The organism is Kitasatospora sp. NPDC059599, from assembly GCF_042735125.1.
Lineage (GTDB): Bacteria > Actinomycetota > Actinomycetes > Streptomycetales > Streptomycetaceae > Kitasatospora.
In genome coordinates this window covers 1-16,045 of record NZ_JBHWCL010000077.1, presented here as the reverse complement: position 1 = coordinate 16,045, position 16,045 = coordinate 1, and the positions used below count along the sequence as shown (strand labels likewise).

Annotated in this window: 12 protein-coding genes and 1 tRNA gene; 11 read left to right on the top strand and 2 right to left on the bottom strand. The window is 70.8% G+C overall.

The features are described from left to right. Positions 1-10 precede the first annotated feature (10 nt). Positions 11-1,843, top strand: coding sequence for an ABC-F family ATP-binding cassette domain-containing protein (locus ACFV04_RS25140; protein ID WP_380532502.1), 1,833 nt, complete (start codon positions 11-13; stop codon positions 1,841-1,843). A gap of 75 nt (positions 1,844-1,918) precedes the next feature. On the opposite strand, the gene ACFV04_RS25135 is transcribed toward ACFV04_RS25140, so the two are convergent. After that, positions 1,919-3,790 (bottom strand): FUSC family protein, encoded by a 1,872-nt coding sequence (locus ACFV04_RS25135; protein WP_380532499.1) that lies wholly within the window; start codon positions 3,788-3,790, stop codon positions 1,919-1,921. Positions 3,791-4,110: 320 nt separating this feature from the next. On the opposite strand from ACFV04_RS25135, the gene ACFV04_RS25130 reads away from it, so the two are divergent. The 6 genes from ACFV04_RS25130 (at position 4,111) to ACFV04_RS25105 (ending at position 12,203) form a co-directional block, all read left to right on the top strand. After that, positions 4,111-4,671, top strand: a complete 561-nt coding sequence (locus tag ACFV04_RS25130; protein ID WP_380532496.1) for a hypothetical protein — start codon at positions 4,111-4,113, stop codon at positions 4,669-4,671. Positions 4,672-4,766: 95 nt separating this feature from the next. Then, a complete protein-coding gene (locus ACFV04_RS25125; RefSeq protein ID WP_380532493.1) occupies positions 4,767-6,398 on the top strand; it encodes a WXG100 family type VII secretion target in 1,632 nt (543 codons plus the stop codon). Between the two features lie 98 nt (positions 6,399-6,496). Further along, entirely contained in the window at positions 6,497-7,873 is a 1,377-nt protein-coding gene (locus ACFV04_RS25120; RefSeq protein WP_380532491.1) for a S8 family serine peptidase, read from the top strand. A 178-nt stretch (positions 7,874-8,051) separates the two neighbouring features. Continuing rightward, complete coding sequence (locus ACFV04_RS25115) at positions 8,052-9,233, top strand: S8 family serine peptidase (protein ID WP_380532488.1); 1,182 nt, start codon at positions 8,052-8,054, stop codon at positions 9,231-9,233. A 31-nt stretch (positions 9,234-9,264) separates the two neighbouring features. Continuing rightward, positions 9,265-10,638: a type VII secretion-associated serine protease mycosin gene (gene mycP / locus ACFV04_RS25110; protein ID WP_380532485.1), complete on the top strand. Its 1,374-nt coding sequence runs from the start codon at positions 9,265-9,267 to the stop codon at positions 10,636-10,638. A gap of 218 nt (positions 10,639-10,856) precedes the next feature. Next, a complete protein-coding gene (locus ACFV04_RS25105; RefSeq protein ID WP_380343310.1) occupies positions 10,857-12,203 on the top strand; it encodes an MFS transporter in 1,347 nt (448 codons plus the stop codon). A gap of 143 nt (positions 12,204-12,346) precedes the next feature. Here ACFV04_RS25105 and ACFV04_RS25100 read toward each other — a convergent pair whose 3' ends face one another. Beyond that, positions 12,347-12,943, bottom strand: coding sequence for a flavodoxin family protein (locus ACFV04_RS25100; protein ID WP_380532481.1), 597 nt, complete (start codon positions 12,941-12,943; stop codon positions 12,347-12,349). Positions 12,944-13,118: 175 nt separating this feature from the next. Here ACFV04_RS25100 and ACFV04_RS25095 point away from each other — a divergent pair, with 175 nt between their 5' ends. From ACFV04_RS25095 to galE, 4 genes are all read left to right on the top strand, one after another. Further along, complete coding sequence (locus ACFV04_RS25095) at positions 13,119-13,586, top strand: winged helix-turn-helix transcriptional regulator (RefSeq protein ID WP_380343316.1); 468 nt, start codon at positions 13,119-13,121, stop codon at positions 13,584-13,586. 107 nt (positions 13,587-13,693) lie between these two features. Continuing rightward, positions 13,694-13,766 (top strand) — tRNA-Thr (locus tag ACFV04_RS25090). A gap of 176 nt (positions 13,767-13,942) precedes the next feature. Then, positions 13,943-14,611: a LuxR C-terminal-related transcriptional regulator gene (locus ACFV04_RS25085; RefSeq protein WP_380532478.1), complete on the top strand. Its 669-nt coding sequence runs from the start codon at positions 13,943-13,945 to the stop codon at positions 14,609-14,611. Positions 14,612-14,891: 280 nt separating this feature from the next. Further along, positions 14,892-15,854: a UDP-glucose 4-epimerase GalE gene (galE, locus tag ACFV04_RS25080; protein ID WP_360259304.1), complete on the top strand. Its 963-nt coding sequence runs from the start codon at positions 14,892-14,894 to the stop codon at positions 15,852-15,854. The last annotated feature ends 191 nt before the right edge of the window (positions 15,855-16,045 follow it).

Sequence of the window (16,045 nt, the reverse complement as noted above, 5' to 3'; positions counted from 1 at the left end):
CGCAGCACACGTGGCCGTCAACCTCGCCACCATCGAGTCCGTCACGAAGGTCTACGGCACCCGCGCCCTGCTGGACGCGGTCAGCCTCGGCGTCAGCGAGGGCGACCGGATCGGCGTCGTCGGCCGCAACGGGGACGGCAAGACCACCCTGATCCGGATGCTCGCCAAACTGGAGGAACCCGACAGCGGGCGGATCACCCACTCCGGCGGCCTCCAGCTGGCAGTCCTCACCCAGCACGACTCGCTCGACCCCGAAGCCACCATCCGGCACGAAGTGATCGCCGACCGGGCCGACCACGAATGGCTCGGCGACGCCCGGATCCGCGACATCATCGAAGGCCTCTTCGGCGGCCTCGACCTGCCCGGCTTCGCCGACGGCCTCGACACCGTCATCGGCCCGCTCTCCGGCGGCGAGCGCCGCCGCATCGCCCTCGCCAAGCTGCTGCTCGGCTCGCCAGACCTGATCGTCCTCGACGAGCCCACCAACCACCTCGACGTCGAGGGCATCAACTGGCTCGCCGAACACCTGCAGAAGCGACGCTCCGCCCTGGTCTGCGTCACCCACGACCGCTGGTTCCTCGACCAGGTCTGCACCCGGATGTGGGACGTCCAGCACGGCGAGGTGCACGAGTACGAGGGCGGCTACTCCGACTACGTCTTCGCCCGCGCCGAACGCTCCCGGATCGAAGCCGTCGAGGAGCAGAAGCGCCAGAACCTCGCCCGCAAGGAACTCGCCTGGCTGCGCCGCGGCGCCCCCGCCCGCACCTCCAAGCCGCGCTACCGCATCGAGGCGGCCAACGCCCTGATCGCCGACGTGCCCGACCCGCGCGACAAGTCCGAGCTGATGAAGTTCGCCAACGCGCGGCTCGGCAGGACCGTCTTCGAGCTGGAAGGCGTGACCGTCAAGGCCGGCCCGAAGCTGCTGCTGGAGAACCTCACTTGGCAGCTCGGCCCCGGCGACCGGATCGGCCTGCTCGGCGTCAACGGCGCCGGCAAGACCTCGCTGCTGCGCGCCCTGCGCGACGCCTACGCGAGCGAGGGCGACGTGCAGCCCGAGTCGGGCGTCATCAAGGTCGGCAAGACCGTCCGGCTCGCCTACCTGTCGCAGGAGGTCGCCGAGCTCGAACCGACCACCCGGGTGCTGCAGGCCGTCGAGCAGGTCCGCTCCCGCGTCGACCTCGGCAAGGGCCGGGAGATGAGCGCCGGCCAGCTGTGCGAGCAGTTCGGCTTCGGCAAGGACAAGCAGTGGACGCCGGTCGGCGACCTCTCCGGCGGCGAACGCCGCCGCCTCCAGCTGCTGCGGCTGCTGATGGACGAGCCCAACGTGCTGTTCCTCGACGAGCCGACCAACGACCTGGACATCGAGACGCTCAACCAGCTGGAGGACCTCCTCGACGGCTGGCCCGGCTCGATGGTCGTCATCAGCCACGACCGCTTCTTCATCGAGCGGACGACCGACGTCGTCCACGCCCTGCTCGGCGACAAGAAGATGCGGATGCTGCCGAACGGCATCGACGAGTACCTGGAGCGGCGCGCACGGATGGCCGCCGCGGCCGCCCAGGCTGCCCAGACCGCCACCGCCTCGGCGGCTCCCGCGGCAGCCGCGGACACCGCCGCCCCCGGCCTCTCCGGCGGGGACCTGCGGGCCGCCAAGAAGGAGATGCAGAAGCTGGAGCGGAAGATCGCCAAGCTGGACCAGAAGGAGTCCAAGCTGCACGCCCAACTCGCCGAGCACGCCGCCGACTTCTCCAAGGTCGCGGAGCTGGACGGGCAGCTGCGCGCGGTCCGGGACGAGAAGGAGGAGCTGGAGATGAGCTGGCTGGAGCTGGCCGAGCAGGTCTGACCCTGCGGACCGGCGGTCGGTGGGTCCCCGGCCGCTCGGTCGGTCGGTCGGTTGCTTGGCCGGTCGACCGGCTGCTCAGCCGCTCGCCAGGAGTGTTTCGAGCTCGTCCGCCGCACGACCCAACGCACTGCGTGTCGGATCGTGCGGCGTGGTCGGACGGACCGCCGCAGTCGTCGGCAGGCGGTGCGCACGGGCGGCCGCCGTCAGTTCGTCCAACGCCCGCCGGACCCGGTCCACCTCGTCCGGGTCCGGCACCCGGCCACCGAACCGGATCTGCGCCGCGAACGCCGCCACCGCGCCGCCCAACCGCTCCAGCGCCGCCGTCGCCGGCAGCCAGCGCTCGGCCAGCCGCCCGGTGGGCGGCGGCTCGGACAACCCCTGCCGCACCTCCTGGCGGGCATCCGCCAACGACCGGTACGCCGAACGGCGCAACCACACCTCGGCCCGGTCGGCCCGTCCCGCGGTCACCGCGTCGAGATAGGCCCGCAACGCCGTCGCCGCGTCGACCAGCCGCGGCTCGATCCGGTGACGCGGACGCTCCGGCCACAACAGGTAACCGAACAGCAGGACCACCGAACTGGCCAGAACGGTGTCCAGCACCCGCGGCCAGAACTCCGCCGCACTGCTCTGGCCGCCCAGTTGGAGCAGGACCAGCGCCATCGGCGTCATCACCATGGTGTTCAGCCCGTAGTGCGCCGCCGACGCGTACGGCAACAGCGCCACACAGAGCGCCGCCATCGCCGTCAGCGCCCACTCCTCGGTGGTCAGCACCACCAGCGCCGCCGTCACCGCCACCCCCAGCACCGTGCCCACCGAACGGCTCACCGCACGCAGGAACACCGAGCCGAGATCCGGCTTCAGCACGAACGCGATCGTCATCGGCACCCAGTAGCTCTTGCTGAGCGGGAAGTTGGCCGTCACCGCCGAACCGACCGCCACACACAGCGCCACCCGCAACCCGTACCGCACCGACAACCGGGACAACAGCCGCACCCGCAGCCGCCACGGATCGGGCGGAGGCGCCACGGCGGTGCCGAGCCGCACCTCACGACCCGCCACCGTCTCGGCGGCGGCCCGCAGGGCCACGTCCAAGGCCTGCCGGGACGGCGTATCCGGCCGCCACCCCGGCACGGCGACCTCACCACCACCCCGCCGCACCGCCTCCGCCAGCAAGCGCGGCACCTCCGCGACCTCCGGCGGCACCGGCCGCCGAGCCCACAACAGACCGGTCGCCGCCTCGGTCGCGGCAAGCGCGGCCTCGTACACCCGCCTCGTCGGCCCACTCCCGGGCAGGACGTCCTGGACCAGATTCAGACGGGCCGTCAACACCCGGCGCGAAGCAGCCGCCCGCGCCGTCCCCAGATCGGCCAACGTCCGGCCCAGCGCGTCGTACGCGGCCGCCAACGCCCGGTACCGCGGATCCGCCGCAGGACGGTCCGGCACCCCCGCCGGCAGCCCCAACACCACCACCAACCCGGCACCGGCCACCATCATCGGCGCCCCCGCCCACCACGGCCCCGGCAACGGCATCCCACTCCCCAACGCCGCCGACACCAGCAACAGCATCCCGGCCGCCGAACCACGCGGACCCGTCGCACTCAACGCACCCGAAACGAACGCCGCCACCGTCAACACAGCACCCAGAACGACACCGCCGACACCGGCGAACTGCAGAACGGCGCCCACCGACATGCCGACCGCGGAAGCCGACACCGCGCTCCCGATCCGCACCACCCGCAACCGCGCCGGCTCGACCCGGTCGTTCATCGTCGCGTGCATCGCCCCCAGCCCGGCGAACACCCCCAGGTCCAACCGGCCCACCCACAGACCCGCCGCCAACGGCACCGCCATGCCCACCGCCGCCCGAACCATCAACGCCCACGGCACCGGCGGCCGCTCGGGCCGCACGGCACGGGCCCACCAAGGAGTGGCCTTCGGGAAACTCATGCGGACACGTCCGTTCTGCGGCCTGGGGTCGCTGCTGTGCGACATTGCGCGGCAGATGGGGCGTACCGGGTCAGTCTACCCAGCGGCCCCGCGCGGCCGGCCGTACGTGCCGAGTTCGTGCCGATCGCGTACGGGCGGGCCAAGGGCCCTGCCCGCCCGACGGAGGCGGTGGCGACGATGACGGAGGTGAAAACGCCCACAGGCCGGACGGTTCGCCGACCAGGGCGGTACAGCCGAGAAGTTGACGGTGTGTTGCGACACCGAACCACCCCGGGGGACCCTGGGCGGCAACCGGCCGTACGGGGGAGAGGTGAACTGCTGTGGCAGAGGGTGACACGAAGGGAACGGGCGCGAACCCCGCCGGGGCGAACCCGGGGGGCTCGGCCGATTCGACGCCGTTCATGCTGGACGCGAAGGTTCCCTTGCCGTTTGGCGGCGGGATCAACCTAGCGCCTGTCGTCAGCACTGCGCAGACGAACGTCAGCGCCGGCAACCTGGTGGCGGCCTTCGGCAAGCACGACGTTCAGGTCGAGATCGACACGCTCGTCGAGTTCACGAAGAAGATCGATGCGTTGCTCCTGGTGATGGAAGGCTCTGCGGCCGCTCCGTACCAGGTGCAGGAGCAGAAGCTGGAGGGCCAGCACCTTGCCAGTGCGACGTTCGTCGAGGCGACGGATCTCACGGCTGCCTACGGCAAGGTGCACGCGGAACTCGTCAAGCTCCACAAGGACTTCGTCTCTCAGATCCAGGCCATGAAAGACGCGGTTTCGACCACCGCGGGCCACTACACGACCAACGAGAACCACACGGTGGCTGCGCAGAAAGCCGTCGCGAAGGGTGCGGATGCTGCTGCGCCGAAGCGGAGCGGCATCGACTACTGATGGTGGCTTGGGCTACAGAGCTACGGGGATACCGGGAGTAGGCAGTGCCAGGCGGAACGGATTTCGAACACACCAGTCACAAGCAGCTCATCGGGATGGTCGACAAGACCAATCCCGCCATTGTGCTGACTCGTGGTACTCAACTTCAGTCGGCCGGACGCGTTCTGAAGGAGTTGAGCGAGGCACTCAAGTCACACATCGGTAATGTCACCTGGGAGGGTCCGGCCGCCGAGAGTTTCAAGACTTGGGCCGGTAACCTGCAGCAGTCTGCCGAGAAGCTGGGAGGCTACTCCGCAGGTGCGGGAGACGCCATGCATCTGGCCGGCGAGGCACTCAGCACCGCCAAGGCCGCGATGCCGCAAGAGCCGCCGGACGCCCTCAACTGGGTAGCCACACGCAAGACGCAGCAGCCTGATCCCGAGGTCATCAAGCGCCTGCAGCTGGTCTCCTTGAAGCCGGACGGTAGTGGCCCCTCGACCGGGGACATCGATGCGGCGATGAAGCGCAGCATCGGTGACAAGTGGGTCTCGGAGGCGCAGGCCATGGCCGGAGCGCGTGAGATCTACATGGCGCACCAGGAAGCCATTCACCAGATGGAGAAGCTCGCGCAGGCATACGTCGCTGTGACGACCCAACTGGCCGGACTCGGCGACAATGTGGTGCTGCCGGGAACGCCTGGTTCGGGTAGTAACAGGGACGATTCGAGTACCGCTTCAGGCGCTAGCGGCGGCTATGCCGGATCCGTACATGCCCTCCGTAGCCCGCAGACAGGTGGCAACAGCACCGGAGGGAGCGTCAGCCCCTCTGGTGGCAGCTACGGTGGCGGCTCTGCCTCGTATCACGACTCAGGAGCGGGTGCCGGAAGCCCTGGCACCTCAGGTCACACCGGGTCGAACCCTCCTTACAGCGGTGGCCAACTGCCGCCCGCGCCGCAGGACCCGGGTACCTCGATTCCGCCGTCTCACCCGTCGGACCCGGTCAACCGCCCGGGCACCGGCCTGGACAGCCTGCCGCCCGCGCCGACCCAGACAGGCCCGTCCGGTCCCGGCGGCGGCCCCCTGCCGACAGGTGGGCCGACCACCACTCCCGGCTACCCGAGCGGCCCCAACGGACCCGGTGGCGGGCCCACCGGACCCGGCGGGGGCCCGATGCCGGGCTTCCCGGTCGGGCCCGGTGGCGGTTCGGTCCAGGCCAAGGGCGGTGGCACCGGCTACCTCCCCGGCAAGGACGGCAGCATCACCCCCCGGACTCCGTTGAGCGGCCAGACCCCCGGGAGGAACGGCACCCCGGGCATTCCTTCCGGAACGGTCTTCGGCGCCCGTGAAGCGGGACCTGGTGGTGGACGCATCGGCGGCCAGAGCGGCCAGAACGGCATGGGCATGCACCCCGGAATGGGGGACGGTCACGGCGGCGCCGTCGGTGCGGGCGGTGGTTCGCGCGGCAGGGGGCTGACCTCGACCGCCGGAGGTACGGTCGGTGGCCGCAAGGGCCCGGCCACCGCAGGGGAGTTCACCCCCGGTGGCACGGGGCTGCGCAACCGCGCGGCCGCGGCGGAAGCCGCAGAGAGCGGTGCCCGGACCGGACAGAACGGCATGATGGCCCCGGGCGCAGCGGGTCACGGCAGCCGGAAGGAACGGGACCGGCGCAACCGTGCGGAATACCTGCACGAGGATGAGGAGACCTGGACCAGCGGTACGCCGCAGAGCAACCCGGACGTGATTGAGTAGAACGGCAACGACTGCCCGGCCGCTGGGCTTTCCCAGTGGCCGGGCAGCCTTGTTCGGGGCACGCTTCCCGGTCAGTGGAGAAGTGACGAGGAGTTGTGATGGGGCGGACCAGCACACGTGTGCGTTGGCGGGCTGCTGCGGCGGCGCTTCTGGCGGCGGGAATCGTGGTCGGCCCGGTCGCGGCACCGGCCGTTGCCGAGGACACCATTCGGCAGCAGCAGTGGCACCTTGACGCGATGCACGCGTCCGAGATGTGGAAGATCACCAAGGGGCAGGGCATCACCGTCGCGGTGATCGACGGCGGATTCAACCTGGAACACCCGGACCTGGCAGGGCAGTTCCTTCCGGGTAAGGACTTCAGCGGAAGCCCTGGTGGGGTTGGTTCCTACGGGGACGGGCATGGCACGGGGATCGCCAGCCTCATCGCGGGCACCGGGAGAGGCATGGGGGGAGCAGGGGCCCAGGGCCTGGCCCCCGGGGTGAAGATCCTTCCCTTGAAGATCAATAATGGATCCGTCGGATCGCTGGTTTCCTCTGACTTTCTTGGTCAAATCGGCGAGGCCATCACCTATGCCGTTGATCAGGGTGCCAGGGTCATCAACATCTCGCAGGGGATGAACGCCGTAATTCCCCTGTCTGAAGAAGTTGCCAAGATCAACAGTGTCATTGCGGCTGCAAGGGCTAAGGGCGTCCTGGTGATTTCGAGTGTCGGCAACGAGGCTGAGAAGGGAAATCCGGTCGAATATCCGGGTGCGCTGCCAGGTGTGGTCGGCGTCGGGGCATCCGACCAGGCTGGAACGGTAACGGCGGAGTCCGAGCACGGGCCTCAGGTTACTCTTGTGGCTCCGGGCATGGATATGATCGCAGCTTGCACATCGCCCACCGGCTACTGCAAGAGCCACGGAACCTCGGACTCCGCTGCCCTGGTGTCCGCCTCGGCAGCGCTGGTTTGGTCTGTTCACCCGGAATGGACATCGAATCAGGTTCTGCGAGTGATTATTAACACCGCTGGAAAGCCAAAGGATGGATCTAACCGCACTGACGATGCCGGATACGGTGCGGCCCGACCTCGGATTGCTTTGACGAGCCCCGGTGATCCCGGACCGTCGGACGTTTCGCCGGTCCCCATTTCAGAGGCCGCTCCGACTGCGGCACCCTCGGGGGCGACGACTTTGCCGCCTTCGTCGGTGCCGAGCCCCGTTGAGAGCCCGACGGATGCGGCGGTTGGGGTTGCGCCGACGCAGCCGAAGGGTGAGGTGGTGTCGAGGTCGAGCAGTGCGCTGCCGATCGTGGCCGCTGTGGTGGCCGGGTTGGCGCTGGTGGCCGGCGTGGTGTTCATTCTGGTGCGGCGGAGGAGGTCTGCTGTGCAGCCCGAGGCTCAGGTGCCGCCGGTTCCGGTGCAGCACCCGATGCCGCCGGTTCCGTCGTCGTACCAGCCGCCGGCGCCGCCCGGCGACAATCCGTACGTGAAGTAGTTGAAGCTGTCTGGTGTGGTGGGGGGATCGGATGCGGAGCCGCTGGTCGTGGGTTCGCCGGCTCGCGGTCGTGGGTTTTGCGGGCGCGTGCGCGGTGGGGCCGGGGACGTCGTCTGCCCTTGCGGCTGGGTCGATTCGGGCCGATCAGTGGCATCTGGATGTCATGCACGCCCCGGAGATGTGGAAGACCTCGCGGGGGGAGGGCATCACGGTTGCAGTGATCGACGGCGGTTTCAAGCTGGATCATCCTGACTTGGAGGGGCAGTTTCTGCCCGGAAAAGACTTCAGCGAAAGCCCGGGTGGGGTCGGCTCCTATGGCGATCCACATGGGACGCAGATGGCCGGACTCATCGCAGGGACAGGGAAGGCCAATGGGGGTAATGGGGCTTATGGGTTGGCGCCGGGAGTCAAGGTCCTGCCACTGAAGATCAACAATGGCTCTGTGGGAACACTGGTCTCGAGGGATTTTCTCGACCAGGTCGGACAGGCTGTCGCATATGCTGTCGACCAGGGGGCCAAGGTGGTCAATATTTCCCAGGGGATAAATTCGGTTACCACATTCCCAGAGGACGTGGTCAAGCTGAACCAAATTCTGGCGGCCGCGAGAGCGAAGGGGGTATTGGTTTTCGCAGCTGCGGGGAATGAGGCGAAGTCGGGAAATCCGGTGGACTATCCAGGCGCCCTTCCTAACGTCGTCGGGATCGGGGCCGTCGACCGGAACGGAACCGTGACGGATGAGTCCGAGGTGGGACCGCAGGTTGCCCTTGTTGCCCCTGGTGCCGACACGATCTCGGCCTGCACGGCTCCCTCCGGATACTGCAAGGGCCATGGGACGTCCGATGCGACAGCTCTGGCTTCTGCTTCGGCCGCGCTGGTTTGGGCGGTGCACAAGGATTGGACGGCAAATCAGATTCTGCGGGTGCTCATCAATACGGCGAGTAAGCCGAAGGATGGATCCAATCGCACTGATGACGGTGGGTACGGCGCGGTCCGGCCGCGGATCGCTTTGACGTCTCCCGGCGACCCGGGTCCTGCGGACCAGTCGCCGCTGCCGGCTGATGCGGCCCCTCCGTCGACAGCCCCGTCCCCGACTGTCAGTTCTCCGGCTCACCCGTCGTTGGCGCCGAGTTCCACTGGGAGCCCGGGCGGCGAAGCGGTAGGTGCGCCGACGGAGCAGCCGAAGGCCGGCGTGTCGTCCGGGTCGGGTGGCGCGTTGCCGATCGTGGGTGGCGTGGTGGCCGGGCTGGTGTTGTTGGCGGGGGTGGCGTTCGCGGTGGTGCGGCGGCGGAAGGCGGCGGTCGTGCAGCCGCCGGTACACGTGCCGCCGGTGGCTCCGGGGGAGAATCCGTACGCCAAGTAGTTGAAGGTGTCCGGTGTGGTGGGGGATTCGGATGGGGAGCCGTTGGTCGTGGGCTCGGCGACTCGTGGTCGTGGGGCTCGCGAGTGCGTGCGTGGTGGGGGCGGCTTCGCCTGCATTTGGGGCCGGGTCGATCCGGGCTGATCAGTGGCATCTGGATGCCATGCATGCCCCGGAGATGTGGAAGACCTCCACCGGGGAGGGGATCACCGTTGCGGTGATCGACGGGGGCTTCAAGCTCGACCATCCGGATCTGGTCGGGCAGTTCCTTCCGGGGAGGGACTTCAGTGGTAGCCCCGGCGGTGTGGGGTCCTTCGTGGACGGCCACGGCACCGAGATGGCCAGTCTGATCGCCGGAACCGGCAGGAGCGGTGGCGGGACGGGCGCCTATGGATTGGCGCCGGGGGCCAAGATTCTTCCGCTGAAGATGAATGACGGATCGGACCGGTCGCTGGGGGCTTCCATCTCGTCCGACTTCCTCGATGAGGTCGGTCAGGCCGTGAACTACGCGGTCGAGCAGGGTGCGAAGGTCATCAACGTTTCGGAGGAGAGCGCGGCGGTCACGGCCACGCCGGAGAACGTCGCCAAGTTGAACCGCATTCTTGCGGCGGCCAGGGCGAAGGGGGTGCTCGTGGTCGCGAGCGTCGGGAACTCCGCGAAGGACGGCAATCTCCTCATGTATCCGGCCGCGCTGCCCAATGTCGTCGGCATCGGAGCCCTTGACCGAAACGGCACGGTGACGGATGAGTCCCAGACGGGGCCGCACGTCACGCTCACGGCCCCCGGTGCGGAGGTGATCGACGCCTGCACCAGCTCCACCGGCTATTGCAAGCGTCATGGAACGTCCGCTGCTGCCGCTCTGGTGTCGGCCTCGGCAGCGCTCGTCTGGGCGGTGCACAAGGACTGGACGGCGAATCAGGTCCTGCGGGTGCTGATCGATACGGCCGGGAAGCCGAACGACGGATCCAACCGCAGGGATGACATCGGATACGGCGTGGTCCGGCCGCGGATCGCCTTGACGTCTCCCGGCGACCCGGGTCCGGCGGACCGGTCGCCGCTCGCGTCCGACGTGGTCCTGCCGTCTTCGGTGCTGTCCCCCGCCGCGGGTCTGCCGTCCTCCGCGTCGTCGGCGTCGGGTCCCGCCGCGAGTCCGACCGCCGGTGCCGTCGGTGCACCGCCGGTGCAGCCGAAGGCCGGCGCGTCGTCGGGGTCGGTCGGCGTGTTGCCGGTCGTCGGTGGTCTGGTGGCGGGGCTGGTGCTGGTGGTCGGGGTGGTGTTCGCCGTGTTGAGGCGGCGGCGGCCGGCGGTCGTTGAGCCGCCGGTTCACGTGCCGATGCTGCCGCTCCCGCCCTGGGCGACGCCCGAGTCCTCGCAGGTGTACCGGCCTCCGGCGCGGCCGGAGGAGTAGCCGTTCGGGTGGGAGCGGGTGGGCCGTGACGGCGGCGGTGTCCGGGCGGCACTGCCGGCGCCCGGCGCCCGGAGCCGCGGTCGGCGGGGCGGCGCGCGGTGTGTCCCGGGCCCCGGGGCTCGCGCGGAGTGCGGGGCGGGCGTGGGGGTGTGGCTGCGCGCGGGGGTCACTCGGGTGGCGGCTGGTGGGGGTGGGGGCGTGGTGGTGAGGGTGGTGGTATGGATGCGGAGGGTGCTTGGCGGGCAGGGCAGTTGCGGCGGGCGGCGGCTGCGGCGCTGATCGGTACGGCGATCGAGTTCTACGACTTCTTCATTTACGGGACGGCGGCCGCGTTGGTGTTCGGGCCGGTGTTCTTTCCCGGGCTGGGTTCGGTGGGGGCGTTGTTGGCGGCGTTCTCGGTGTACGCGGTGGCGTTCCTGGCCCGGCCGTTGGGGGCGGTGGTGTTCGGGCACTTCGGGGACCGGGTGGGGCGGAAGGCGACGTTGGTGGTGTCGCTGTTGCTGATGGGGTTGGCGACGGCGGCGGTGGGGCTGCTGCCGGGGTTCGGGGCCTGGGGGTGGTGGGCGCCGGTGGTGCTGGTGGCGTTGCGGGTGTGCCAGGGCGTCGGGTTGGGCGGGGAGTGGGGCGGGGCGGCGTTGTTGATCGCGGAGAACGCGCCGGCCGGGCGGCGGGGGCGGTACGGCGGGTTTCTGCAGTTGGGGCCGACGAGCGGTTTCGTGCTGGCGAACGGGGTGTTCCTGGCGCTCCAACTCGGTTTGGACGAGCGGGCGTTCCGCGAGTGGGGTTGGCGGGTGCCGTTCCTGGCCTCGTTCGTGCTGGTCGCGGTGGGGTTGTTCGTGCGGCTGGGGATCGAGGAGTCGCCGTTGTTCCGGTCGGCCGGTCGCGGGGAGCGGGCCCCGGTGCTGGAGGTGTTGCGGGAGCACTGGCGTCCGGTGCTGGCGGGCGGCGGGGCGATCACGGTGGGGTACGCGTTGTTCTACCTGACGACGACGTACGTGCTGGCGTACGCGACCTCGGGGCTGGGAGTGGCGAGCACGCTGGTGCTGACGATGCTGCTGGTCGGCGCGGTGGGCATGGCGGTGATGGTGTGGCTGAGCGCGTCGCACAGCGACCGGTGGGGGCGGCTGCGGACGCTGCGGTGGGCGACGGGTTTCGCCGCGGGCTGGTCGCTGGTGCTGTTCCCGCTGGTGGAGACGGTGAGCCGGCCGCTGATGTTCGTGGCGCTGGCGGGCGCGATGGTGGGGTTGGGCTGCATGTTCGGGCCGGTGGCGGCGTTCCTGCCGGAGTTGTTCCCGACCCGGGTGCGCTACACGGGTGCCGCGTTGACGTACAACCTGGGCGGTGTGATCGGTGGTGCGACGACGCCGTTGGTGGCGACGCGGTTGACCGAGGCGTACGGGACGGCGCAGCCGGCGGGCTGGTACCTGGCGGGGCTGGGCGTGCTGGCCCTGGGGTGTCTGCGACTGCTGCCGGAGACGGTGGGTGCCGAGCTCGGGTCGGTGGACGGGCCGGTGGACGGCGGACGCCGCCGGGCGCCCCTGCTGGGGACGGATCCGGCGGCGTAGGCGCGCGAACGGCGGGGGCGGGTGTCCGGGGTCCCGGGGTTCCGGGGTTCCGGGTCCACCCGGGGCTGCCCGGGGAGGGCCGGTTCAGCCGGGCGGGGCCCCGGGGTTCCGGGTCCACCCGGGGCTGCCCGGGGAGGGCCGGTTCAGCCGGCCAGGGCGGCGCGGCCGGCCAGCACCACGGCGGTGTGCCGGGCGACTCGCTCGCCGAGGTGCTCGGCGGTCGCGATGTCGGCCTTGTGGACGGCTTCCGGGCCGGCGTCGGACGGGGAGGAGGCGGCGGCGCCGCCGAAGAAGCCGAGGCGGTTGAGGTCGTTCTCGGAGGCGGTGGTGGCGTTCCAGCCGGGCTTGAGGCCGAGGTTGACCCAGTTCATGCCGTGCTGGGCGGCGAGGGTCTGGAAGTAGCCGAGGGTGCTGCCCTTGTCGCCGCTCTTGGAGGCGGAGTTGGTGAAGCCGGCGGCGACCTTGTCCTTCCAGGCGTTGGTGAACCAGCGCTTGCTGGTGGCCTCGGCGAAGACGTGGAAGGCGCCGGAGGCGGTGCCCATGTAGGTGGGGGAGCCGAAGACGATGGCGTCGGCGGCGTCCAGCTGGGCCCACTGCTCGTCGGTGATGGTGTCGACGGCGATGGTGACGACCTCGGCGCCCGCTGCGGCGGCGCCGCGGGCGACGGCTTCGGCGATCACGGCGGTGTGGCCGTAGCCGGAGTGGTAGGCGAGGGCGACGGTCGGACGGATGACGCTCATGCGGGCTCTCCTGGGAGGGGCGGGCGCGGGCCGGCGGGGCCGGAACGGTGGCGTGGGGACGGACCGGGGGCAGGACGCGGTGAGGCGGCCCCGATCCGTCTAGGTCTCCAATATAGACCAGGTCTCTATTAGTTACCAAGGGTGGATCGGAGACCGCGGGGCTACCCTGGAGGGCATGACGACGGAGGAAGCGACCCGGGCCCGGGCGGGGCAGTGCGAGGAGCCGCAGGCGCGCGAGGAGTCGGCGGAGCGGACGGGGGAGGGGGCGGCGGAGCAGGGCTACGACGTGTTCGCCCAGCTCTGCCCCAGTCGTGAAGTGTTCGCCGAGCTGGCCGACAAGTGGTCGTTGCTGATCCTGATGAGCCTCGCCCTCTGCGGGCCGCAGCGCTTCTCCGAACTCCAGCGCGGGGTCGGCGGGGTCAGCCGCAAGATGCTCACCCAGTCGCTGCGCAACCTGGAGCGCAGCGGCCTGGTGCTCCGCACGGTCTTCCCGGAGACGCCGCCGCGCGTGGTCTACGACCTGCTGCCGCTCGGCCGGGAGCTGGCCGAGCTGGTCGCCCCGCTCGGCCGGTGGACGGAGCACCGGGCCGGCCGGATGATGGCGGCCCGCGAGGAGTTCGACGCGGCGCACGCCCGGGGGTGAGGTCTCCCGGGCGGGCGTGCGGCTGCCCGGGCGGGATCGATTTCCCTTCCGGGCGCACGGCCGTGTAATGTCTTCCTTGTTCGACCGGCCCGGTGAAAACCCGGCAAGCCCCTATAGCTCAGTCGGTAGAGCGTCTCCATGGTAAGGAGAAGGTCTGCGGTTCGATTCCGCATGGGGGCTCAACTGAAGGACCCCTGCCTCACGGCGGGGGTCTTTCGCGTTTCCGCTGACGGCCTGCCGCGATGGCCTGCCGCGACGGGCTGGCGGGTCGGGTACGGAATGCGCTGTGATGGTGCGTCATCGGCCGTCCGCCCGAGGGGTGCGGACGCGAGCCGGACCCCGACCGGGAGGGTGTCATGGGCGTTCGACTCGTGGTGGTCGACGACCACCGGCTGTTGGCCGAGGCGCTGGCCACCGCACTCCAACTCCGTGGCCACCGGGTGCTCGCGGTCGGGTCCCCGGCCGGTGTCGCCGCCGACCTGGTGACCGGGCGGCGGCCCGAGGTGTGCCTGCTGGGAGTGGCCGCGCCGAGGGAGCCGGGCGCCTTCGAGGGGCTGCGCCGGATCCGCCGGGAGCGGCCCGAGGTGGCCGTGATCGTGCTCGGACCGGTGGGTGAACTGCGCGGCGTGGCCGCGGCGTTCGCGGCCGGCGCGGCGGGGTACGTGCCCAGCGACGAGCGGATCGAAGTGGTCGAGCGGGCCATCGGGCGGGCCCGGGCGGGCGAGGCCGCGGTCGCGGTGGACATCCTGCGCGGGGCCTTCGACCAACTGCTGCGCCCGGCCGCCGAACCGGACGACGAGGCCGTCCGGCTGCTGCGGCTGCTGACCCGGCGTGAGGTGCAGGTGCTGGCCCGGATCGCGGACGGCGAGGACACCGCGGCGATCGCCGCCGGGATGCGGATCGCCGCCAGTACCGCCCGGACGCACGTCCAGCGGGTGCTGATGAAGCTCGGCGCGCGGACCCGCCTGGAGGCGGCCGCGGTGGCGGCGCGCACCGGCCTGCTGGAGCGGATGTCCGGAGGCTGAGGGCGTCGGGGAGGGCGGCCGCGAAGGGGCCGGCGAGCCCGTCGCTGAGCCCGTCGCTGAGCCCGTCGCTGAGCCCGTCGCGGAGCCCGTCGCGGAGGGCGCCGGGGCGGCGGCCGGACGCGGGCGGGATGACCGGCGGCTGAGGACTTGGTGAAGAGCGTGCGAGCGGCCACCCGCATGGTCCTGAGCACTCCGGCGGGTTGGGAGAATGGCCGCAGTCGTACGCATTCCGTCGATGGCCCCCGGATCGGGCGGACCATCGCCCGCTGGAGGTCTCAACATGAGTAAGTACCTGGTCACGGGTGGCGCCGGCTACGTCGGCAGCGTGGTGGCCGCCCACCTGCTGGAGGCGGGGCACCAGGTGACCGTCCTGGACGACCTCTCGACCGGCTTCCGCGAGGGCGTCCCGGCCGGTGCCGAGTTCGTCGAGGGCCGGATCCAGGAGGCCGGCGAGGTGCTCGACGGCTCCTTCGACGGCGTGCTGCACTTCGCCGCCTCCTCGCAGGTCGGCGAGTCGGTCGTGGACCCGGAGAAGTACTGGCGCAACAACGTGGCCGGTTCGCTGGAGCTGATCAGCGCGATGCGCGCGGCCGGCGTGCGCAAGCTGGTGTTCTCCTCCACCGCCGCCACCTACGGCGAGCCGGAGGCCGTGCCGATCGCGGAGACCGCCCGTACCGCGCCGACCAACACCTACGGCGCCACCAAGCTCGCCGTGGACCACCTGATCACCAGCGAGGCCGTCGCGCACGGCCTGGCCGCCGTCTCGCTGCGCTACTTCAACGTGGCCGGCGCGTACGGCGTGTACGGCGAGCGGCACGACCCCGAGTCGCACCTGATCCCGCTGGTCTTCCAGGCCGCGCTCGGGCAGCGCCCGCACATCGCGGTGTACGGCGACGACTACCCGACCCCGGACGGCACCTGCATCCGCGACTACATCCACGTCGCGGACCTGGCCGACGCCCACCTGCTGGCGCTGGGCGCCGCCAAGCCGGGCGAGCACCTGATCTGCAACCTGGGCAACGGCAGCGGCTTCTCGGTGCGCGAGGTGATCGAGTCGGTCAAGCGCGTCACCGGCCGGGAGATCCCGGTGCAGGTCGCGGGGCGTCGTGCCGGTGACCCGGCGGTGCTGGTGGCCTCGGCCGCCCGCGCCCACGAGGCGCTGGGCTGGACCCCGCGCCGCCCGAACCTGGACGACATCGTCGCCGACGCCTGGAAGTTCACCCTGGAGAAGAACGGCCGGTAGTCCGGCCCGGCGCACCGGCGCACCGGCGCACCGGCCGCCCAGCGCGGCCCGGTGGCTGCCCGACGACGGCTGCCCGACGGTCGGGGGCCCCCGGGCGGCCCCACCCCCCCCCCCGGGGGGGCCGCCCCCCGCCGGCCGGCCCCCCGCGGGCGCCCCACAACGGGCCCGAAACCACCAGCAAACTAAAAAAA